Annotated in this window: 10 protein-coding genes; 7 read left to right on the top strand and 3 right to left on the bottom strand. The window is 58.6% G+C overall.

From position 1 onward, the window contains the following. The first annotated feature begins 29 nt into the window (after positions 1 to 29). Together hrpA and HNR46_RS08170 are read left to right on the top strand one after the other, a co-directional pair. Complete coding sequence (gene hrpA / locus HNR46_RS08175; protein ID WP_184017617.1) at positions 30 to 3,704, top strand: ATP-dependent RNA helicase HrpA; 3,675 nt, start codon at positions 30 to 32, stop codon at positions 3,702 to 3,704. Positions 3,705 to 3,846: 142 nt separating this feature from the next. After that, positions 3,847 to 7,536, top strand: coding sequence for a glycoside hydrolase family 32 protein (locus tag HNR46_RS08170; protein ID WP_184017615.1), 3,690 nt, complete (start codon positions 3,847 to 3,849; stop codon positions 7,534 to 7,536). A 26-nt stretch (positions 7,537 to 7,562) separates the two neighbouring features. On the opposite strand, the gene HNR46_RS08165 is transcribed toward HNR46_RS08170, so the two are convergent. Further along, positions 7,563 to 8,726: a GntR family transcriptional regulator gene (locus HNR46_RS08165; RefSeq protein ID WP_184017613.1), complete on the bottom strand. Its 1,164-nt coding sequence runs from the start codon at positions 8,724 to 8,726 to the stop codon at positions 7,563 to 7,565. Between the two features lie 117 nt (positions 8,727 to 8,843). Between HNR46_RS08165 and HNR46_RS08160 the strand changes: the two genes are divergently transcribed. Beyond that, positions 8,844 to 10,991 carry a glycoside hydrolase family 32 protein gene (locus HNR46_RS08160; RefSeq protein WP_184017611.1) on the top strand — a complete coding sequence of 716 codons (2,148 nt, stop codon included), beginning with the start codon at positions 8,844 to 8,846 and terminating at the stop codon, positions 10,989 to 10,991. 238 nt (positions 10,992 to 11,229) lie between these two features. Beyond that, entirely contained in the window at positions 11,230 to 12,054 is an 825-nt protein-coding gene (locus tag HNR46_RS08155) for a PEP-CTERM sorting domain-containing protein (protein ID WP_184017609.1), read from the top strand. 59 nt (positions 12,055 to 12,113) lie between these two features. Here the strand turns inward: HNR46_RS08155 and HNR46_RS08150 are convergent, their stop codons facing one another. Next, entirely contained in the window at positions 12,114 to 14,171 is a 2,058-nt protein-coding gene (locus HNR46_RS08150; RefSeq protein WP_184017607.1) for a glycoside hydrolase family 172 protein, read from the bottom strand. Positions 14,172 to 14,359: 188 nt separating this feature from the next. On the opposite strand from HNR46_RS08150, the gene HNR46_RS08145 reads away from it, so the two are divergent. Then, entirely contained in the window at positions 14,360 to 15,697 is a 1,338-nt protein-coding gene (locus HNR46_RS08145; RefSeq protein ID WP_184017605.1) for a sugar porter family MFS transporter, read from the top strand. 138 nt (positions 15,698 to 15,835) lie between these two features. Next, positions 15,836 to 19,642, top strand: coding sequence for an immunoglobulin domain-containing protein (locus HNR46_RS08140; RefSeq protein ID WP_184017603.1), 3,807 nt, complete (start codon positions 15,836 to 15,838; stop codon positions 19,640 to 19,642). Between the two features lie 39 nt (positions 19,643 to 19,681). On the opposite strand, the gene HNR46_RS08135 is transcribed toward HNR46_RS08140, so the two are convergent. Next, entirely contained in the window at positions 19,682 to 19,987 is a 306-nt protein-coding gene (locus HNR46_RS08135) for a Dabb family protein (protein WP_184017601.1), read from the bottom strand. A gap of 60 nt (positions 19,988 to 20,047) precedes the next feature. On the opposite strand from HNR46_RS08135, the gene HNR46_RS08130 reads away from it, so the two are divergent. Further along, complete coding sequence (locus HNR46_RS08130; protein WP_184017599.1) at positions 20,048 to 21,661, top strand: glycoside hydrolase family 5 protein; 1,614 nt, start codon at positions 20,048 to 20,050, stop codon at positions 21,659 to 21,661. The last annotated feature ends 4 nt before the right edge of the window (positions 21,662 to 21,665 follow it).

The raw sequence follows: 21,665 nt of genomic DNA, 5'->3' as shown, positions 1-21,665 counted from the left end.
GGGGTGGGCTGCGTTAAGCCCCCGGCGCGATGGAGTCTGGCCTCCCTGATTGGAATTATCCCGAAGCTTTGCCGGTGGTGGCACGGCGCCGCGAGATTGTGTCGGCGATTCGAGAGCACTCGGTAGTGGTGGTGGTGTCTGAGACCGGCTCCGGGAAAACCACGCAGTTGCCTAAGATGGTGGTCGAGGCGTTGGGAGAAGCTCGGCGGGGGCGCCGGGCGTGGATAGGTTGCACCCAGCCGCGTCGGATTGCGGCGGCAAGTGTGGCGGAGCGGGTGGCTGAGGAGTTGAAGGTACCGCTGGGGGGATTCGTGGGATATCAGGTGCGATTCGAGGACAAGACGACGCGTGAAACGCGGATCAAGTTCATGACGGATGGAATCCTGCTGGCGGAAACACAGCGGGATCCGGATCTTCGGCGCTACGACGCGTTGATCATTGATGAGGCCCATGAGCGCTCGCTGAATATTGATTTCTTGCTGGGGTATTTGAAGCGCTTGTTGGGGCGGCGGCCTGATTTGAAGTTGGTGATTTCGTCAGCGACTTTGGATGCGGGGGCGTTTTCGGTTTATTTTGGGAACTGTCCGGTGGTGGAGGCGGAAGGTCGGACGTTTCCGGTTGAGGAGGTGTTCATGCCGGCGGGTGAGGATGAGGATGCGGCTCAGGCGGTGGTGAGGGCGGTCGATTGGCTGACCGATGCGGGGGAGATGGGGGATGTTTTGGTATTTTTGCCTGGAGAGCGGGAGATCCGTGATGTGGCGGATGCGTTGGAGGGGCGAAAGTATCGTCAAACGGAAGTGCTGCCTCTTTTCGCCCGCCTCGGTCTGGGGGAGCAGCAACGAGTGTTTCATCCGGGCTCGAAGCGGCGGTTGGTTCTGGCAACGAATGTTGCGGAGACGTCGCTGACGATTCCCCGGATTGTGTGTGTGATTGATACGGGAGTTGCTCGAGTGAGCCGATGGAGTCCGGCCCGGGGGGTGCAGAGATTGCAGATCGAGGAGGTGAGCCAAGCCAGCGCTCGCCAGCGGAAGGGCCGCTGTGGGCGTGTCCGGGAGGGGGTTTGCGTGCGTCTCTATGATGAAGAGAATTTGGCCTCCCGGCAGGAATTCACGGATCCGGAGATTCGGAGAAGCTCGCTGGCGGGGGTGATCCTGCGGATGAAATCCTTGGGGCTTCCGGACATTGAGGATTTTCCGTTTCTCGATCCTCCAGCTTCTAAGGCGATTTCCGAGGGTTATCGTACGTTGCGGGAAGTGGGTGCGCTCGATCGGGACAAGCAGCTGACCGAAGCGGGTCGCACGATGGCAAGAATGCCGGTGGATCCTCGTTTGGCGCGGATGTTGATGGAGGCGCAGGACGAGGGGGTGTTGGCGGCGGTTTTGCCGGTAGTGGCGGGCCTTGAAACTCAGGACCCGCGTGAGCGACCTCAGGAAAAGCAAAAGGAGGCGGACAAGGCGCACTCTAAGTGGAAGCATGAGGAGAGCGATTTCTTTTCGCTATTGAATCTTTGGAGAGCGTTGCAGGAGTTTCGTAAGGGCAGAGGCTGGCACGGCAACCGATTGAGAAAGTTCTGCCGCGAGAATTTCGTGAATTATCGGCGTCTCCAAGAGTGGGCGAATGTGCACGATGAATTGGCGGAGTTGGTGCGGAGAGAATTTGGCGGGGATCGGCGAAAGCGGGAGGAGGAGGATTCCGCTTTGCCGGATTATCCCTCCTTTCACCGTGCCTTGTTGGCGGGGGTACCGAGGCAATTTGGTTTGTGGGATCGTGAGGAGAAAGCTTACCGCTCTGCGAATGGAGGATTCTTCGCGCTGTTTCCGGGTTCCGGGTTGTTTGGGGGAAAGCGTTGGGAGTGGGTGATGGGGATGGAGTTGGTGGAAACCACCCGTTTGTATGCCCGACGACTGGCGCGGATCGATCCCGCTTGGGTTGAACAGGTGGCCCCACATTTGTGTCGTAGCCGGTATTCGGATGGGCACTGGGAGGAGGGTCAAGGGGCCGTGTATGCGCGGGAGACGGTGGTATGCGGAGGGCTTCCAGTGGTGCACGGACGGAGGGTGCATTTTGGGCCCATTGATCCTGCTGCGGCACGAAAGATCTTCATTCGAGAGGGCTTGATGCAGGGGGGGGTGAAGGGCAAATCGAGGATCGTTGATCGTCTGAGGGAGCTCCGGGAGGAGATCAGCGATCTTGAGCGAAAGTTGCGTCGTCGCGACGGGCTGTGGAGCGACGAGGCGGTGATCGAATACTATGAGAGCTGTCTTCCTGAGGGGATGAGCACGGCGAAGGCATTTCACCAGTGGAGGAAGGTTCACGAGGATGACCATCTTCCAGAGCGTCAGGATGTGGTGCTGGAAGACTTGGAGGCGCTGGATCTTGAGGGTTTCCCGAATTGGATCTCTCATGGGGGGCAGGAGTATGCAGTGTATTACCAATGTGACCCGGGAGCTCGCGATGATGGCGTGACACTGGGGGTGCACATCGACCAGTTACCGGGTTTGCCGGAGGGGCTTCCTGGGTGGGGAGTGGCAGGAAATCGGGTGGAACGGGTGGAGTGGATGATCCGATCATTGCCGAAGGATTTGCGTCGGGCGTGTCAGCCGGTAGTCGAGCGAGCAGAAGATTTCGCGAACCGCTGGGAGGCGGTGGAAAAGAGAGGCGCGATGGAGGAGCAGTTGGCTGAAGAGTTGAGCCGGGTGACGGGTTTCCGGGTTCGGGCGGAGGATTTCGATCTCGCCCGGATGCCGGATGAGTGGGTGGTGAAGGTTTGGGTTTGTGACGATGAGGGTCGTGAGTTGGCCCTGGGGACGGAGGTGGCGGCTCTCAGGGAAAAGCTGGGGACGTTGATGGAGCAACGTTTCGAGGAGACGGCGAATCTTGAGTGGGAGTCGACGGGGCATCGGACATGGCCTGATTTTGAGCTTCCTGTGCAGGCGACGACGTCGGCCGGCGTGGCCTTTCCAGCATTGACGGATGAGGGGAAATCGGTGGGAACCCGGGCCTTTTCTTCAGCAGGGGAGGCGGAGCAATCGCACCGAGCCGGCACCGTGCGATTGCTGATGTTGCGGCAGGAGGATCAACTGGTCTATGTGCGGAAGAAGCTTCCTCTTGGATTGATGGCCAAATTGGAATTGCCTCGCATGGGGTGTCCGCTCGAGGACCTCTTGCCGGTGATTGCGGAGGGAGCGATGGGTCCTGGACGGGTCGCGACGGGGGAGGAATTTGAGCGCCGAGTGGAAGGTGCACGGTCGGAGTGGTGGCGTTCGGCCGTGGCGGTCGCCGAGTCTCTCGACGGGGCAATTGAGGGCTTGCAGCCGGTGAAGGAGCGGCTGGTGGCGATGAGGGGTGATCGAAATCTCGGAGAGATTGCTGATGATCTGGAGGAGGAATTGGCGTGGTTGTTTCGCCGGGAATTTGCGTGGAGAGCTGGGTTTTCCCGGCTTTCGGGATATGGGAGGTATCTGAAGGCGATTCAATCGCGCTTGGGCCGGTTGAAGAGTCTGCCGATCGGCAAGGATTTGGAGAAGATGGATCGGGTTCGGGAGCTATGGGAACCATGGTATGCCGCGTGGATGGGAGATCCGGAGAATCCTGGATTGTGGGAGCACGGCTGGCGACTGGAGGAGTATCGAATTTCGTTGTTTGCCCCCGATATTCCCGTGATGGGAAAGGTGAGTGAGAAAATTCTGCGGGCGGGATGGTAAGTTGCGGCTGGCTGGCAGGTTAGGGTATCTGTGATGGCAGCTTGGTGATTCCCGTAGGGAATTGGGGTGGGTCGTCGCTTGTGGGGAAGGGGGGATTGCGAGGAGATGGTGCCGTCAACCCCTCCGCGGGAAACCCACTCTCATGCAGCGTTTTTTGTCGATCCTTGCCGTGGCATTGCCGGCCTTGTCCCTATTCTCTCAAGCAGAGGTGACTCTTCTTTTTCCCAACTCGGATTTTGAGGCGGGGACGCTTGATCACTGGACGGCCAGCGGGGCAGCCTTCTCGACGCGGCAACCGACAGCGGGCGACAACCCGGTCGCACGAGGGAGGGAGTCGGCTTTTGTGCAGGGAGGTTTTTGGGTGGGGAGCTACGAGAACTACGATGGTCAATCGGGAGCGCCTGGTGAAACGCGGGGGGATGGTGCGACCGGGACTTTGACCTCAGAGGAGTTTCTGATTTCTCGGCGTTATCTGAGTTTCCGAATCGGTGGTGGCGACGGGAGTCAGGTGGGAGTGAAATTGTGGTGCGAGGGCGAAGAGCGAGTGATGGCGACGGGTCATCAGAGTGAGTGCATGGTCCCGGTGAGTTTTGATGCGCAGGAGTGGCTGGGAAAGACGGCGCGGATTGTGGTGTTTGATGAGGCGACGGGGGGGTGGGGGCACATCAATGTGGACGATTTTCGGGGAAGTGATGAGCCTTTGCCGGGGGCGGATGGTGGGTTCGAGATCACTTCCGGTTTGCCGGTCGTGGATCTTCCCCCTGTGGGATATGATCAGGAATGGCGGCCTCAGTTTCACTTCAGTTCGCGCCGGAACTGGCTTAACGATCCGAACGGGATGGTGTTCGATGGAGAGAGTTACCATTTGTTTTTCCAGCACAATCCCGTGGGAACGGGCTGGGGTAATATGAGCTGGGGGCATGCGACGAGCCCGGACATGATCCATTGGCGTCAGCATCCCCATGCGCTGTTACCCTATCAAGTCGATGGCCAGTATGGGACGATCTACTCGGGAAGTGCTGTGGTGGATGAGTTCAATCATTTGGGTGTTCAAGTGGGAAGCCGGAAGACGTTGGTGGCTTTCTATACATTCGCGGGGACCCGTGAGCCCTTCTATCAGGCGATGGCTTACAGCACGGATGGAGGAGTGCATTGGAACTACTGGAACCATGGGAGGGCGGTGGTGCCGAATCAGGGTCTGGATGCGGGAGAGCGCGATCCCAAGGTCTTCTGGCATGCACCGAGTCAGCGGTGGGTGATGGTTCTTTGGGTCCAGTTGAACCCAGGTAGGGTGCGGTTGTTGACTTCGCCGAATCTCACGGATTGGACGTTCGCATCCGATCTGGAGCGATCATGGGCGTTTGAATGCATGGATTTGGTTCCCTTGGCCGTGGACGGAGATCGCGAGGAAACGAAGTGGGTGATTTACGACGCCAGCTTTGACTACGAAATTGGTTCCTTTGATGGGACGACGTTCACGACGGAGGTGGGTCCGCTGCATGCCAGCCATGGGAATTTTTATGCTGCCCAATCGTTCAATCAGGCTCCGGCTGGAAGAGTGGTGCAGATGGGATGGATGTCGGGTGGTCCGGATTCTTCGGCGCGGTATGGGGTGCCCTTTAACCAGCAGATGTCGATTCCTTGTGACCTTTCGCTGAAGACGACTTCGGAAGGAGTGCGATTGTGCGCCTGGCCGGTACCAGAGTTGGATGCGTTGGTGGGTGAGGAACTGACGGTGGGGCCGGGGGACTTGGCACCTGGGGAGAATGCCTTGGCGGAAATGCCGGGAACGAGGATGGTCGATCTCTCCCTCGAATGGGAGCCGGGTACGGCGGATGCCGTGGTGTTGGATTTGCCGGGGACATCGATCCGCTACACGGCCGCGAGTCGGAGTCTTTCCTTTGTGAATGAAGCGGGAGATTGGGCTTCCTTGGTGGATGGTCCGGTGACGCTCCGCGAGGGGAAGGTGAGGTTGCGCGTGTTGTTGGACCGATTGACTTTGGAGGCCTTCGTGTTTGAGGGGGAGCAATTCGGGAGTCACTATATTGCGCCGGAGAATGGGTCGCTGAGCCCATCGCTGCGGGCTGAAGGTGGAGTCGCCAGGTTGGGACAGGGGAGATGGCGGAGTTTGGATTCTTCGTGGAGCGAAGATGGGCCGATGTCATCGAGTTTGAGAAATCCGGGATTGGAGGAGGGTTTGCCGGCGGAAATGGATTCCCGAACGGAGGCTTTCGGTTGGGAAGTGTTTGGAGGAAATGGAGGAGAGGTGCGGTTCTTGGACGACACGGGAGATGCCTTCCCAGAAGAGGAAGGGTATCCTGCGTTTTTCGGCACGGGAGCGGTCGCACTCAGCCCAGGGGGTGAAACCGTCGGGTTGGTGCAATCGTTGGGTTGGGTTGGTCTGGGGGATCTGGGGCGGACGCTTGAAGCAGGTGCTTCGTTGCTGAGATTGGAGGAAGGATCGGAGGGGGTGGTTTCCGTGTCATTCCGAAAAGGAGTCACCGTAGGGTCCGGGGGAAGTGGGGGGAGTCAAATCGGAGAGGCGGATGAAGCGTCCCTCACTCAGGAAGAGGGATGGCGGCGATTGGAGGCTCAGCTGACTTTAGGACCCGAAGATCTGGGAACGGAGGTATTTCTGGTGCTGATGTCGGCGGGGGATTCGCGGTTTTTGGCGGATGAGGTTTCTCTGCAAGCGACCGCTCCCGCCCATGCATCGGGAGCTTTGGCCTACGAGGGTTTTGAGAATCCTGTCGGACTGGGGAGTCTCTCGGGTGGGGCGGCAGGCTTTGGTTGGGAAGGGCCGTGGGTGACGGTGAACGGAGGCAGTGCGGATGTGGTGGAGGGCAGCTTGAGGGCACCAGAAGGATCACCAGTGGAGTTGTTGGAATCGGCGACGGGGAATCACGCAAAGTTGCCCAATGGGTGCCGAGTGGGTCGCCGCTTAGATGTTTCGAGCACGGGACCCTTTGGCCAGGCTGGCTATGTGGATGCGAATGGTCGGATTGGCGCGGACGGCACGACTCTGTATGTGAGTTTCCTTCAGCAACCGGATGGAACGAGCAAGTTCTATGAGTTTGAGTTTCACCGGGATGATCTGGGAGACAGCGGGCGGATTGCCGGGATTGGCAATGATCAAGACGGTGGTCAGGTCGCCTTGAGGGCACCCAACTCCGTTCAGACGGCCTTGGGTGTGGGGACCACCGAGGTGAATCTTTATGTGGTTCGGATCGATTTCCAACCGGGTGCGGATGACATCCGGGTTTATCGGAATCCCGAGGGGTCGGACGAACCGATGGTGCCGACGCTCACCCTCAGTGCGGTGGCCGATTTGTCGTTCAATGGCATATCATTTGGAGCATTCGTCAATGGCCGGACGGTGGCGCACGACGAGATCCGAATGGCGGAGAGTTGGGACGAAGTGGTGGCGCTGGATGCGTACCAAGCCTGGGGGAGGAGGATGGGTCTAGGTGTCGATGCTTCTTTTGAGGGAGATGCCGATGGAGATGCTCTGGCCAATGGGCTGGAGTGGTGGCTCAACGGGGATCCTCGGGTGGATGATGCCTCGAAGCTCATGGCATTCGAGACGGATACGGGCGTGAGCTTGAGTTTCGAAATGGCGCACTCCGGGGGAGAGGGTCGGAGCTTATTTGTCCAGTGGTCGGAGGATTTGGATGGTGCATGGACGTCGGTTCCGATTCATCTTGGTGGCGGAACCTATCCGGGAGGACTGATCGTCGAGACAACGGGGGACTCGTCTCCCTATGATGTTTCGATTCGGCTCGCGCCGGGGCTCGGGCGGCGCTTCATTCGTCTGCTGGCGGAGGGCGAATAGGGCGAGGGTGGGCCGCGCCAGAGGGCTTACGCTTTCGTCCAAGGATTGACGTTTTTTTCCGTCGGTTTGCTGGGGAGGTAGGCACCACAGGAGTCTCGAATGACCAGTCGAGGAGTGAGCGACATGTGGCAAGCAGGCAAGGTGGGGTCAGCAACCCGGTCCAGCATTGCACGGAATGCCTTGAGAGCAATTTCGCGGCAAGGTTGTTGGATGGTGGTCAAAGGTGGCGAAACGAGTGTCGCGAATTTCACATCATCGAAACCAGTCACTCGGATGTCTTCGGGAACGCGGACACCGAGCTTCTGAAACTCTCGGAGGAGAAGTGCGGCAGTGTGGTCGTTGGCGCAAATGTAAGCTTCGGGTCTAGCAGGTCCGAGGAGGTTCTTCACAAATCGGCGATCTTCTGGGTGACCGATGTGAATCCAATTTTGGTCGGGGAGCACTTGGCGACGGGCCAGGGCTTCGCGGACGCCAGCGATGCGTGCCTCGACGGTTTGGGCGGAGAGGGGTTTGGCGACAAAGTGGATGCGAGTGCAGCCGAGTTTGAGGAGATGATCGGCGAGCATGAATCCGCCCGCGACGTTGTCGACGCCGACAAGGTCAAAGTTGCTCCGGGAGGGGAACGAGGAAAGGTCGCGATCGATGAGGACGACGGGGATGCCGGCTTCGCGGAGCATGACCGGAATCTGGCGGTTGCCCTCCTCCTTCTCTTGAACGAGTTCGTGCGGGGCATAGAAAACGCCGGAGACATTTCGGTCGATGAATTGGCGGCAGAGTTGGATGGCGTTCTGGACGGTGAGTTCGGGATCGAGTCGGGGATGTTCCGAGTTTCCCCAGACGAGGCCGTAGTCGTGCATGCGGGCGAGGGAGGCGAGTTCCCCGCAGATGAGTTGGAAGATTTCGGTATTGCCGAGGTCGGGAATGAGCAGGGCGAAAAGCTTGCTGTTGACGGAGAGTCGACCGCCGGGGCGTGCGAAGGTTCCGGAGCCGGCGCGGCGTTCGATCAGGCCTTCGTCGGAGAGAACCCGTAGGGCACGGGCGATGGTGGGACGGGAGACGCCGAAACGTTGGGTGAGTTGGGATTCGCTGGGCATGCGACCTTCCGAGCCATAGCGGCCTGCGGCAAGGTCTTCGCGAATCTGGCCGGCGATTTCCTGGAATCGTGGCCGAAGCGCATCATTGGGTTTCATCGAGGGCTGAGCTTTACAGCTTCTTGAACCTGCCATGTCAAGCGGTGTCTGATTGGTGAAAGGTGGCTTTGCAAGGAAGCCGTAATGGGTGGCAACTTACCCACACGTCCATTGCCCATGATGCGTTCCATTCGTTTTCTGCTGCTGACTTCCGCCCTGTGTACGATGACCTCCGGACCGTTGAGGGCGGCCGAAGATGTGATAGTCGCCGATTTTGATGGCGGTCATTTTGGAGATTGGAAGGTGACTGGATCGGCGTTTGGGGATGTCCCAGCGACGGGGGCCTTGCCGCAGCAGATGGAGGTCACGGGATTCGAAGGGCAGGGTTACCTGAGCAGTTATCACGGAGGTGATGACGCGCTGGGCAAAGCGCGCTCCCCGCTCTGGAAGGTGGAGCGAGCGTATTTGAATTTCCTGATCGGAGGAGGAGGGTTTGAAGGGGAAACCTGTGTGCAGTTGGTTTCTCGACAGGGGAAGGTGCTGCGCCAGGCCACGGGGAAAAATGTGAATCCCGGAGGCAGTGAGAGGCTGGAGTGGGAGACGTGGGATCTGAGTGATTTGCAAGGGGAAGAGGTCCGGCTTGAGGTGCTGGATCGTCGCCGAGGCGGCTGGGGGCATTTGAGTGTCGATCATTTCCAGCAGAGCGAGCGGCCGCGGGTGTTGCAGGCGGAGCACACTTTCGAGGTGACGAAGCGTTATTTGCTGTGGCCGGTGACGCGGGATGAAGCCAAGCGTCAGCGCTTTGAGTTCCACGGAGAAGACGGGTGGATGAGCTATGCGAATATTGCGCTCTCCGAGAAGCCGGATTTTTGGGTCTTCAGTGATATGGGACGCTTGATGGGCAAAAAGATCCGAGTGACGGGAAGGATTCCCGGGGAAATGGAGAAGGCGTGGAGCCAGGTAGTGCTTTCCGATACGTTCCCTGGGGAGGAGGTGATTTATCAAGAACCACGACGCCCGCAGTACCACTTTACAAGTCGCCGTGGATGGATCAACGACCCGAACGGATTGGTGTATGCCGATGGGAAGTGGCACCTGAGTTACCAGCACAATCCCTACAATATTTTCTGGGACAACATGACATGGGGTCATGCGGTGAGTGAGGACCTTTTTCATTGGAAGGAGATGCCTCCTGCATTGTGGCCCGATGAGCTAGGGGTGATGTTTTCCGGTTCTGGATTCGTGGTGCCGAGGGACCAGAGCGCATTGCCAATCACCTCGTCCCACGGCTTGGGATTTGCCTACACGGCATGGGGTGAGGGAAGTGTGATTCCCGGGAAGAAGGCGACGCAAGCGATGGCTTTCAGCAACGATGGTGGTCGTAATATCATCAAGTTTGCGGGCAATCCGGTGATCGAGCACATTGTGGGCGGCAACCGCGACCCGAAGATTTTCTGGTATGAACCGACGAAAAGTTGGGTGATGGCGCTCTATCACGATGGGGACGAATACGGGATCCATGTTTCCAAGGATCTGGTGGATTGGGAGCAGACGTCGACGTATCATATTCCGGGAGATTCGGAGTGCCCGGATTTGTTTCCCCTAAAGGTGGATGGAGATGATGAAAAGACCCGTTGGGTGGTATGGGGAGCGAATGGGGTGTACCGACTCGGTGAATTCGATGGCCGGACCTTCACGGCGAGCGGTGATCCACAGCGCCATTACTGGGGGAATGTGTATGCGGGCCAATCGTATGATCATGCTCCTGATGGGCGCCGGGTTCACGTCGGCTGGATGCGTGGTGATATTGCCGCATTCGAGGGTGCTCCATTCAGTCTGCAAATGTCGCTACCGATGGATTTCTCGTTGAGGAGCTTTGAGGGCAAGGAACGACTTTGGATCGAGCCGTCGGCAGAGGTGAAGTCGCTGCGGGAGGAGATTTTTGTTCCGCAGGAGGTAAGCTATGCTGCGGGAGGAAAAAACCCACTCTCAGCGGTGGAGGGGAAGGCATTTGAGATCGAAGCGGTGGTGGACGTGGAGAAGTCCGATGCGGCTCGTTTCGGGTTGAAGTTGTTTGGGGAGTCGTTTGTTTGGGATCGTGAGCGCAACACCTTCAGTGGGGCAGAGGGAGAGCAGGTGTTGGACGGGGGAAAGGTTCGACTTCAGGTTTTCTCGGATGTGGGGACGGTCGAAATCTTCGTGAATGGAACCTATGTTGCTCGTTATGTGCGGCAGGAGGGTGTCCCCGTAGAGGTGATCGCGGAGGGTGGAGCGGTGCATTTCGAGTCGCTAGCAGGCTATCGGATGAGTTCGGCCTGGAAATAAGGGATCCATCGTTTTCGGGTTTGCACCCGGGTTGAGGAAGTCGCCACGTGGTGGGTCACGTGGCGACTTTTTTTGGAGGGGGATCATGGAGTTGTCCTCGGCAAACATCAGGATGACCATCCTGTGATGTCAGGATTGGAGTGGCAGGCCTGTTTTCAAGTTTCGAGGAGGAGGGGTGAGGCAGAATGATGGGGGGAATCCCGGCGGACCCATTGCCGGAGATTGAACCCAATGCATCATGATGAAAAAACCCAACTCAAGAAGGCTTCTTCTCGGCGCGATCTCCGCGTTGGGATGGGGGATGTGCCCGGCAGCTATGGCGGTGACGGTAAACCTCGATTTCGGTCTCACCGGCAATCACCCGGATGGCGAGGTGACGGCCCAGTATTCGGGAACGGCGGCCGCACCGGATGGTGGGACGGTGTGGAATGAAGTGAAAGTCGTGGATGATACGGCATTCACCGGACCTCCCGGGGAGTTCGGGTTTTGGACGACCTCGGTGACGCAATCGGGGCTGCTCGATTCTCAGGGGGGGCTCACGGCGCTCTCGGTTACAGTGCAGGCCGCGGGACCGAATGGAACTGGGGCGTTTGGGATCCTTGAAGGGACTACGAACCTAGGAGCGGTGGCAACGGACGCCGTGAATTTGATGCGGGACTATCTGATCGGTTTCGAGGATCCTCGTTCCGTGGAAATTTCGGGCTTTGGTGCCGGAACTCTGGTGGATCTTTACCTGTACGGTGCGGGTGATACTTTGAACCGGGATACCCAATTTTCTGTGACGGATATCAACGGGCTCCACACCGCAACCACGACGGGAACGATCACCACGGATGGGGGGGATCCTCAGGCACACACTCTCACCTTGGGGGGAGACTATGTTGTGCTGAGTGGTTTGGTGGCGGACGCTACCGGAACGATCACCGTGTTCTATGACAATGGAGAAGGCTCGAATGAGGCCCCATTTAATGGCCTGCAAGCGATGTATACGGTCCCTGAGCCTTCGACGTGTTGGCTTGGTGCCTTAGCTGGGTTGATCGGCTTGCGGCGTCGCCGGGCATAATTGGCTCACGTTTCATGGTGGCCGCCCTTGCGTGATCGACGGAGGGCGGCCTGATGGTTTTAGCGAGGTGGGAGAAGTCGAAAGCCGTCGATGCCGAAGAAATATCGTTCGCCGGTCGTGGCAGGTTCAGCATCGGTCACTTCGATGCGAATTTTGAAGTGTCCATCGACTGCAGTGAAGGTTCCGAGGGATAGGGGGGGGCCGGGCTGGACCCGATTCGCATATCCGGAGAAACGTTGAGAGGAAGGTTGATTGTTGACGGTCAAACGAAGGTTGCCGTAGTCAGGGGCTTGAGTGGCGAGGAGTTCGATGCGCGCGGTGGTGAGCCCGCCTGCGGGGAGGTCGAGAACGATGAAGTCGCCAGGGTTTTGGGATCGTCCAAGGAGTTGGGCCCCCATGCTCCAAGCACGAAAGCCGAATGCGCGCATATCCTGAATCTCGGTTTTGAGACCGGGGCTGGATTCGAGGATCGGGAGAAATTCGGCCTCAGTGGTGTCGGGAAATGTTGGAGGGTTGATGGCTTGCTCGAGGGTGGGGATGGGGAGTGTGGCTTGCGCGGGTTCCGGGGCTATGGAGCAGTGACTTCCGGGAACGGCGTACCAAGAGGTAGCCATGGCCTCGTCTAGGTGAGTGGGTTGCCAGGAGATCAGTTCGAGGTCGAAATCGAGAGATGTCTCAAAGGGGATTCCGTCGAGATTGCGAGTGCGGGTCAAAACGTTGTGCCCTTGGGTCTCCCGGTGATCGACGCGAATTTGGTTGGCGAAGGGGGTTTGCATGATTCCTCGCGGGGCAAAGGAATAGCCGTAGTAGTCCTCTGTTCCCGTGCCGAGGTGGCGAAGCTTGGGGTCGCCATCGACGGCGATTTTCTCGTCTCCCTCGCCATACCAGGTGGCGATGGGATTGAAGAGGGAGAGGGTGTCTCCGACGTAGACGCCGCGTCCTCGAACCTCTAGAGCTCTCCAGTCACGAGGGGGCCGGGTGCTGAGGTCTCGCTCGGAATGCCAAGCGGTGTGGAAATGCATGGAGCGGGAATCCCAGGACCAGATTTTTGTGGAAGCGGTTATCTGGAGGGAGGTGGCGGTGTCGTCGAGATTGATGATGCCGAGCTTGGCCGACAGGCGATAGGGCATGGTCCAGCGGCAGGTGAGTCGTCCATCTTGGGTGACGGTGCGGTAGTGACTTTGAAGGGCATTGAGACCGGTGCCACTGCCGAAGAAGTCTCCGATAGGGCACCACACGGTCGGTTCGCCGTCGAAAGTGAGAGTGAGAATTGTGCGGCGGAGTTTGCGGGCCAGCAAAAGAGGATCCTGCGGTTCAAGGTGCAGTTCGAGTTGAGTCACTGCGGCTGGGCCAGAGGGAAGGGATCGTTCGTGGGAGCTGCCAGGGGGAATCGGTCCATTGATGCGGACTTGGTCTTCCGCGTCGCGAGAAGGTGGGTCCTGCAAGGCTCTGCCCACGTTCTCGAGGTGGGCTTGGGAGTTGACGAGGTCGGAAGGGCGAAAGGTGGTGACCGCGGTTCCGGGTGCGTAGCGGCGGTAATTGAGAATGTAGTATCGGGGGCCGGAACTCTGTTCTTCCCAGGTGACCTTGCAGTGGCGGGCAAAGGGAATGGGAAGCATAAGGGTATTGCCGCCATTTCCATCTCTGGTGTAGCCGGGATGGGGGAGCAAGAATGGCTCTTTGATGGGCAGATCCCCGGACATCAGATCGAAGGCGGGAAACTCGAGGGTCGGTTTCGTGGTGTGGTCGAGGTAGATGCGGAGTGTTCCGGCTTTGTGCTCAACGGTGGTTAACCAAAATCGGACGAGTGCGCCGGGACCTTCAGCATCGAGCATGACTTTCTCCCTCCGCCCGTCGATTTCTTCTTCTCGAAGGAATTGGGTATGGTCGTCATTGGCAAACCAGCCGTCCTGATCAGGTGAAATCGTGCGCCGGTCATGGCTGCTGGCCTGCATCTGGACATAGGAGGGGTCTGGCCAACGAGCGATGGCGTCGAAGTCTCCCATTTCTTCCAGAAGCGATTCGGTGGTGACCGGGGAAGCCTGCAGAAGGCAGGTTGTTCCTGCCAGAAGAAGCAAGGCTGTCAGGGATTTCTGGAAAGGGAGCTTCGGAAACATCCGTTGATGCATGGTCACGCGGTCGCCGATTCGGCAAAGCCAAAACCCAGTCGTGACCGGCCCGTAGGGGTGACAGCCTGTCAAAGTTGCCAAGGCAATTGCGAAGGGTGCCACCCTGACGGCTTGCGTTGAGGGAGAGCATGGCGCTCGATCCTGAAACGCTTCGTCAACCCAGTATCAACCCATTCATGAATCGAATCGTCTATTGGTCCATCACCGCTGCTTTGGCGGGATTTCTATTCGGGTTCGACACCGTTGTGATTTCCGGTGCCGAGCAATCTTTCCAGCAATTATGGGGTTTGGACTCCACGATGCACGGGTTGGCCATGAGCATGGCGCTGTGGGGAACGGTGGTCGGATCGCTGGTGGCGAGCTGGCCCGCAGATCGATGGGGGAGGCGGCAAACGTTGTTGTGGATCGGGGTGTTTTATTTTGTCTCAGCTGTGTGGTCGGGACTCGCCGGTGGCGTGTATAGCTTCATGGTAGCTCGATTTATCGGCGGGCTTGGGGTGGGGATTTCGACGGTGGTCGCACCGTTGTTCATTTCGGAAATTGCCCCTGCGGACAAACGCGGTCGTTTGGCCGGGATGTTCCAGTTCAACATCGTGTTTGGCATCTTGATCGCTTTTGTTTCGAATCGGATGCTGAGTGGGCTTGGCGACAATGCCTGGCGTTGGATGCTGGGTGCGGAAGCCATCCCGGCGCTGGCTTATAGCCTGATGTGTTTCGGTTTGCCGGAGAGCCCACGGTGGCTGATCGGAAAGCGTCAACAACGGGAAGAGGGCGCAGGGATCTTGCGCAGGATTTACCCGGATGCGAGCGATGCGGAGATCGCAGAGAAGGTGGAGGAGATTGCCGCTGCGGCGGATCAATCGACCAGTGCGGGGCCGTTTTGGTGCCGCCGGTTGCGGACACCGATTCTGTTAGCCTTCCTGATCGCGTTCTTCAATCAACTTTCAGGGATCAACGCGGTGTTGTATTTTGCGCCCCGGATTTTTGAGATGGCGGGGCTAGAGAAGAATGCAGCGCTTTTGCAGTCGGTGGGCATTGGTCTCACCAATCTGGTGTTCACCTTTGTTGGGTTGTGGATGATTGATCGATTTGGCCGCCGCTCCTTGCTGTTCATTGGCTCGGTGGGGTACATCATTTCTCTGGGTTTGTGCGCCTGGAGTTTTTCGGCGATCGAGGCAGGAAATACCGGTGCAGGCGCGTTGGTTCCTTACTTTGTCTTTGCCTTCATCGCCGCGCACGCAGTGGGTCAGGGAGCGGTGATCTGGGTGTTCATCTCGGAGATTTTCCCCAATTTGCATCGGGCTCAAGGGACTTCGCTGGGGAGTTTCACTCACTGGATTTTTGCTGCATTGCTGACCCTGTTTTTCCCGTCAATGGTGGAGAAGTTTGCGCCTGCGGTGGTGTTTGGGTTTTTTGGCTTCATGATGGCCGTCCAACTCTTCTGGGTGATGTTCATGGTGCCGGAAACCAAGGGTCGTCCGTTGGAAGAAATCGAAAAACTGTGGAAATCGTAAATCCCAGTCGGCAGATCTTGTCAGCTTAGGCTGTCAACTTTCCTGCTCGGTAAGTGCAGGATTCTTTACGAGTCGGCCATTCCCGTTTTCCAAGCGGGAGTGGCTGTTTTCATCTGGTGGAACCCAAGTTTCTAACCCATGAAAACACATTTGAGACTTCCTATAGGAATCCTGCCGTTGGCATGTCTGCCTGCCGTTTTGGCTACCACGGCTTGGTCGGCACCCCTCGTTTATGAGGGCTTCGATTATGCTGCTGATTTTGACAACCTGACCGGCCTCCAAGGAGGGTTTGGATGGAAAGGTGCCTGGACCACGGTTAACAACGGAACTGCCGACGTGACTGAAGGCAACCTTCTGGGAGAGTCGGCGGTTCCCGGTGCCTACGATGGGCATTCGGAGGGGAATCATTGCTTGCTGATCAATTCCCGCCGAGTGGGACGGAATGTAGATATTTCTGCCAGCGGTCCGCTTGGGAAAGCAGGATTGATTGATGCGAATCACTGTGTGGGGGCTGATGGAACGACCCTCTATGTGAGCTTTCTGCAACAGCCCAACGGCACCTCGAAGTATTATGAGTTCGAGTTTCACCGGGGAAATCTGGGGGATCCGGGACGCATTGCGGGGATCGGCAATGATCAGGGAGGGACTCAGGTGAACCTGCGGGCCCCGAACGGGACGCACACGCCGATCGGTGAGGGGTCGACTGAGGTGAATTTCTACGTTGTCCGGATCGACTTCAAGGAAGGGAATGATGATGTTTATGTGTACCGGAATCCGAGTTCGCTGACGGAGCCCGAGACGGCGTCATTGGTGCGCCTCGGTGCGGCAGATATGTCGTTCGATGGGATCGCCTTCGGGGCATTCGATAGCGATCGGATTGTGGCTCACGACGAGGTTCGAATGGGTCTCAGCTGGGAAGATGTGACGGTGCCGGAGGACGTGGCCCCGGAGATGGTGACGGAACCGAAGTCTCGGACTGAGGGCTTTGCAGGGACGAGTGTGACTCTTGCCGCTCGGGTGTATGGTCTGCCCCAACCGAGCTTCCAATGGTTCAAGGGAGACGAGCCGGTTCCCGGCGGAACGGAAGAGCGACTGAAATTGGAGAACCTGTCGGCGGCAGATGCCGGGGACTATACTCTGAAAGCGACGAATGATGCTGGTACTGTAACCAGTGCGGTGGCGACTTTGGAGGTGATTTCTGCCCCGGGGGGATTGTTGGCCTACGAAGGATTCGATTATCCGGTGGACCGCATTGCGGGCATGGAAGGTGGTGTTGGGTGGGGGGCTCCGTGGGCAGGGGTGAATGGCTTTGGAGGGAATTTGGTGGAGGGCAGTTTGACGGCGGCTGCCAATGCTCCGAATGGGTTTGATGAGGAGTCGGTCGGTCAAAGTTTGGACATGCCGAACCAGCAAAGGGCAGGCCGGTTACTGGATACCTCGCCTGGCGGGGTATTCGACGTGGCGGGATATCTCGACGAAAATGGGGACATCGGTGCCGATGGAAAGACTCTGTATATCAGCTTTCTTCAGCAGCCGGATGGCGCGAGTCTGTTCTACGAGTTCGAGTTCCACCGTGATGACCTTGGCGATCCGGGCCGAATTGGAGGGGTGGGGAATGATACGAATCAGCCGATTGTCGGGCTGCGCACCGGTGGGTTCACCACGACGATTGGGCCGGGGAGTACCGGCGTGAATTTCTATGTGGTGCGAATCGATTTCAAAGAGGGGCCCGACGACGTGATGGTTTACCAAAACCCGGTTTCTTCGACGGAACCGGGAGTGCCGACGCTCTCCGTTTTGGGGGCTTCCGACATGGCATTTGACGGACTTTCCATGGCGGCCTTTGTCAACAATAGGACGGTCCGGCATGATGAGATTCGGGTCGGTCAGTCATGGTCCGATGTGGTCTTCGGAAGCAGCCGTCGCGATTTGGTGTGGCAGGGAGACGGTTCTGTGAACCGGTGGGATTTCACCTCGACGAATTGGGTGGAATCGGGATCGCCAGCGACCTTTGCGGACGGGGATCCGGTGATGTTTGATGATGCAGGGTCTGCGTTGCCGTCGGTGACTTTGGAGGAAACGGTATCGCCGGGGAAGATCGTGGTGGCGAATGATAATCAGGACTATACCGTGGCAGGGAGTGGTCAAATTGACAGCGCAGCGGGGCTTGAGAAGTCGGGTAGCGGTGCGTTGAACATGGAGGTTGATTTGGACCTTGGCGGATCGTGGCGGATGGATGGCGGTTCATTGCGACTTGCTGGGACGAGCCAGATTGGGGGGCAATTCGCTCTGGAAGCGGGGACGATAGAGGCGGAGTTCGCGGGTGAGACGCGGGTCGCGGGTCGTTGGCTTGCGGAGAGTGGCGAGGTGGACTTCTCGGGTGATACGGAAGTTGCGGGGATGGTGACGACATCCGCGAGTTTGCACTTTACGGGATCGACGACCGTAACGGGTGGGGATGTGGTTTGGCTGGGAAGTGGTGCTGGAAGTTTCACGAGTGTGATCTTTGAAGAAGGGAGCTCCTTTTCGGTGGTGGGCCCGATCCAGGATTCGATGGTTCTGGGTCGTGATGGTGGCAGCGCTGAGGTGGTGCAAAATGGCGGCATGGTGCATTTTGATCCTACGGGGCACGAGTATTTGTTTGTAGGGGCGACCCAGGACTCTGCCACCACAGCAAGCTATCGTATCGAAGGGGGCGTGTTGGATCTTCCGAATAAGCGATTGGGTCTGGCATTGGGACCGATTGAAGCGCAGTTCGTCCAGAACGGAGGTACGGTGAATGTAGGAACTCTGGAGTTGGGGGCTTACTTAAATACGGGGACGGGCATCTACGATTTGTCGGGTGGCCGCCTGAATGTGGGCGGCGGCGGGATCACGTCGGCGTCGCTGTTGTATGAGCTGCGGTTGGGTGAAGGCACGTTGGGAGCCTTGGCCGACTGGAGCACAGATCTGGCCATGACGCTGACGGGTGACGGTGAGGATCTGGTGATCGACACTGGTGACCATCAGATCGCTTTACGGGGTGGCATTGATGGGGATGGGGGGATGGTCAAGCGAGGCCCCGGGACTTTGGTGGTGACCAGTCTGAATGACTTTACCGGGGACACGGTGATCGAAGAAGGGACGTTAGCTGGATATGGAAGCAGTGACTTTTCAGATGTTTGGATTCACTCGGGAGCGCGTCTGGAGCCAGGCGAGAATTCAGCGGAATACTTTTATGCGAGCCGCCTAAGCTTCGAGTCGGGAGCGGTGTTGGCAGTGGATTTGGATCGCGAATCGGGATACTCCGACACGTTGGTGATGAGTGGTCCTTTGAGTTTGGGAGGGGCGACGCTCGAGGTGCAGGTGATGGGGGGAGGGCTTGTCCCGGCAGGGACGGTGTTTTCCCTCGCAGATTGGAATCAGGGTTCCCTTTCGGGAACTTTTGCGGGGCTGCCGGAAGGGGCGACGGTGAGCGCGGGGGCGAATACCTTCGTGATTCACTACGCGGACCAGGATGAGATCACACTGACCTCCACGACGGTGGCTTCGCCCTATGACCTTTGGGCGACGGATGCCGGGTTAGACGGTGAGGCGGGATTCGAAGAGGATCCCGATGGCGATGGGCTGGCGAACGGCCTGGAGTGGATTCTGGGTGGTGACCCGCTGGGCGGAGTGGATGGGAATCCTTGGGTGTGGCAGGCAGGCGAAGGAGGGGCCTGGGTGCTGGAGTTTACCCGGGTCGAAGAGTCATTGGGGATGGCGGCCCTGGAGGTCGAGTATGCCTCGGATTTGGCCGGGCCTTGGACGGGGGTGGCCGTGGGCGCTTCGAGTGAAACGTCGACGTCAGGAGTTGCGGTCGAGGTGAACGAGGGGGATTCCCCCGACCGTGTGACGGTGACGTTGCCAAGCTCGCTCGCCGCGCAGGGTCGGCTCTTTGTCCGGTTGAGGGCGACGACTCCTTAAGTGGGCTCAGGTTGCCCGTTGCGAGCGAGAGGTCCGTGGTCAGCCCTTGGCGAGATCACGGACCTCAACTTTTTCCCACCATGAAGCGAAGCGCTCGATAAACGCAGTGTGGGTGGGATGGATCTGATAGGTGTCTTGAGCTTCGACGTCGGGGAAATGCATGGAGGTGCCGTAGTGCCACGAGGAGTCGATGACCGGGCGGGGCATGACCGGGGCGGGCCGTCCCCAAAATCCACCGGTGCAGCCGGGAATGGTGAATAGGGTATCGAGGCCGGCCTCGAAGGAGGCGCGATCCTCTGCATGGAGGTGTTCCTCTTTGAGCCAAAAGTAGACGTGGTGTTCCATGGGCTGAGGCAAGCGAAGACGGGGGGTGACGGCAAGCTTCGGAGAGACTATCGGTGAGCGATGATGACTTGGGTCAAACTGGGATGGATCGGCTGCCTCGTGGGCTGGGCTAGTGTTGCGCTGGGTGCGGATGCTCCGATCCAACGGGCGGCGCAGGCGCGGCTGCAGTTGAAGCCTCTGGAGGGGAGCGAGTTGTTTGATGGGTTTGCGGTGAATCTGGACGGATCGTGGATGGATCCGGGAGAGGCGAAGGATGCGGGGCGAGATGTGAGTTTCCCGATCGATGTCTGGAGGTGGTGCGAGGCGACGATTCGTTTCACACCGCGGGAAGACGGTCGGGTGGAGTTGCATTTGAGTGGTCCTTGGGAGGAAGCTGAGCCCGGGGTGGTGTGGCGTCAGGAGGTGCTATGGGATGATGTATCGGCGGAGGGCACGGATTTGGTGAATGGAGATTTTTCCAAGGGAGTGGAGGGTTGGACGTCTCCGTGGAGTGCCTATCCAGAGAAGAACGATTGGCCTTTGGAGGGGGAGGCGCGGGGGGCCTCTTGGTTGGGACGGCCGTTGGTGCAGGAGTTGGAGCTGAAGAAGGATCGGCCGGTGGTGCTGCATTTTGAGGCGATGGCGGCGCTGCCGAAAGGAGAGCGGAAAATGGTGCGCATGGACGAGCCGACGCCTGCGCATGCGGTAGCAGAGAAGTTAGTCCGGGGAGTGAATTTGGGGAATTGCTGGGAGGCTCCGGTGGATTCGTGGGGGGTGACGTTTGGCGTGGAGGATATCGATCGCATTGCTGATGCGGGATTTGACCACATCCGGGTGCCGGTGGGTTGGCACCATCGCTGGGAGGATGGGGAAATTTCTCCAAAGTTGTTGGATGCTCTGGAGCCGGTCATGCGTCGGGCGTTGCAGCGCGGGTTGTGGGTGATGCTCGATTGGCACGGATATGCGGAGCTGACGGCCGAACCTGACAAGCACGAGGGAGCCTTTGTTGAGGGGTGGGAAAAGATCTCTCGGCATTTCCGGGATTGGCCGAAGGAGTTGATGTTTGAGCTGCTCAATGAGCCGGCTGAGCGGCTCCAAGGAGAGCGATTGAATCGGCTTTACGAAAAGACTCTGAAGGTCGTTCGTGCGGAGAATCCGGGGCGCATGGTGGTGCTGGATCCCGGGCGGTGGGCATCAGCAGACGAACTCGGGCAGTTATGGATTCCGGAGGATGAGAAGCGGGTGATGGTGAGTTTTCATGCCTACGACCCGTTCCCGTTCACGCACCAACAGGCCAGTTGGGTCCATTATGAGGACGTGCGAGAGGTTCGATTTCCAGGGCCTCCGCGAGACGCGCGGTCGGCGCCATCGAGTCACCCCGAGTTGCAGGCGTGGTTTAGGGACTATAGTGATCCAACGGTTGAACCGAATCCATCGTCCTTGGCGACGGTCACTCGCTTGTTAGAGAAGGCCCGAGAGTGGTCGCAGGTGTTTGGTCGGCCGGTGCATCTGGGGGAGTTTGGCTGCGTGCGGCAAGCTGACCCGGAATCGAGGAGTCGTTATGCACGGGGTGTGCGGAGCGCGGCGGAGGAGCGCAAGATTCCGTGGTGCTGGTGGGAGTGGAAGGTGGGATTCGGGGTCGTTGATCTTGAGACTTGGAAGCCGTATTTGCTCGACGAACTCACGGGGGAGTGAGCGG

Source organism: Haloferula luteola (genome assembly GCF_014201715.1).
In the GTDB taxonomy this organism is placed as follows: Bacteria; Verrucomicrobiota; Verrucomicrobiia; order Verrucomicrobiales; family Akkermansiaceae; genus Haloferula; species Haloferula luteola.
This window is presented reverse-complemented; position numbering and strand designations above follow the sequence as displayed.

What these genes read in the sequence shown, in the direction of transcription:
- HNR46_RS08145 (WP_184017605.1), top strand. Translation starts at nt 14,360, where the DNA reads ATGAATCGAATCGTCTATTGGTCCATCACCGCTGCTTTGGCGGGATTT.
- HNR46_RS08170 (WP_184017615.1), top strand. Translation starts at nt 3,847, where the DNA reads ATGCAGCGTTTTTTGTCGATCCTTGCCGTGGCATTGCCGGCCTTGTCC.
- HNR46_RS08140 (WP_184017603.1), top strand. Translation starts at nt 15,836, where the DNA reads ATGAAAACACATTTGAGACTTCCTATAGGAATCCTGCCGTTGGCATGT.
- HNR46_RS08130 (WP_184017599.1), top strand. Translation starts at nt 20,048, where the DNA reads ATGATGACTTGGGTCAAACTGGGATGGATCGGCTGCCTCGTGGGCTGG.
- hrpA (WP_184017617.1), top strand. Translation starts at nt 30, where the DNA reads ATGGAGTCTGGCCTCCCTGATTGGAATTATCCCGAAGCTTTGCCGGTG.
- HNR46_RS08150 (WP_184017607.1), bottom strand. Translation starts at nt 14,171, where the DNA reads ATGTTTCCGAAGCTCCCTTTCCAGAAATCCCTGACAGCCTTGCTTCTT.
- HNR46_RS08165 (WP_184017613.1), bottom strand. Translation starts at nt 8,726, where the DNA reads ATGAAACCCAATGATGCGCTTCGGCCACGATTCCAGGAAATCGCCGGC.
- HNR46_RS08135 (WP_184017601.1), bottom strand. Translation starts at nt 19,987, where the DNA reads ATGGAACACCACGTCTACTTTTGGCTCAAAGAGGAACACCTCCATGCA.
- HNR46_RS08160 (WP_184017611.1), top strand. Translation starts at nt 8,844, where the DNA reads ATGATGCGTTCCATTCGTTTTCTGCTGCTGACTTCCGCCCTGTGTACG.
- HNR46_RS08155 (WP_184017609.1), top strand. Translation starts at nt 11,230, where the DNA reads ATGATGAAAAAACCCAACTCAAGAAGGCTTCTTCTCGGCGCGATCTCC.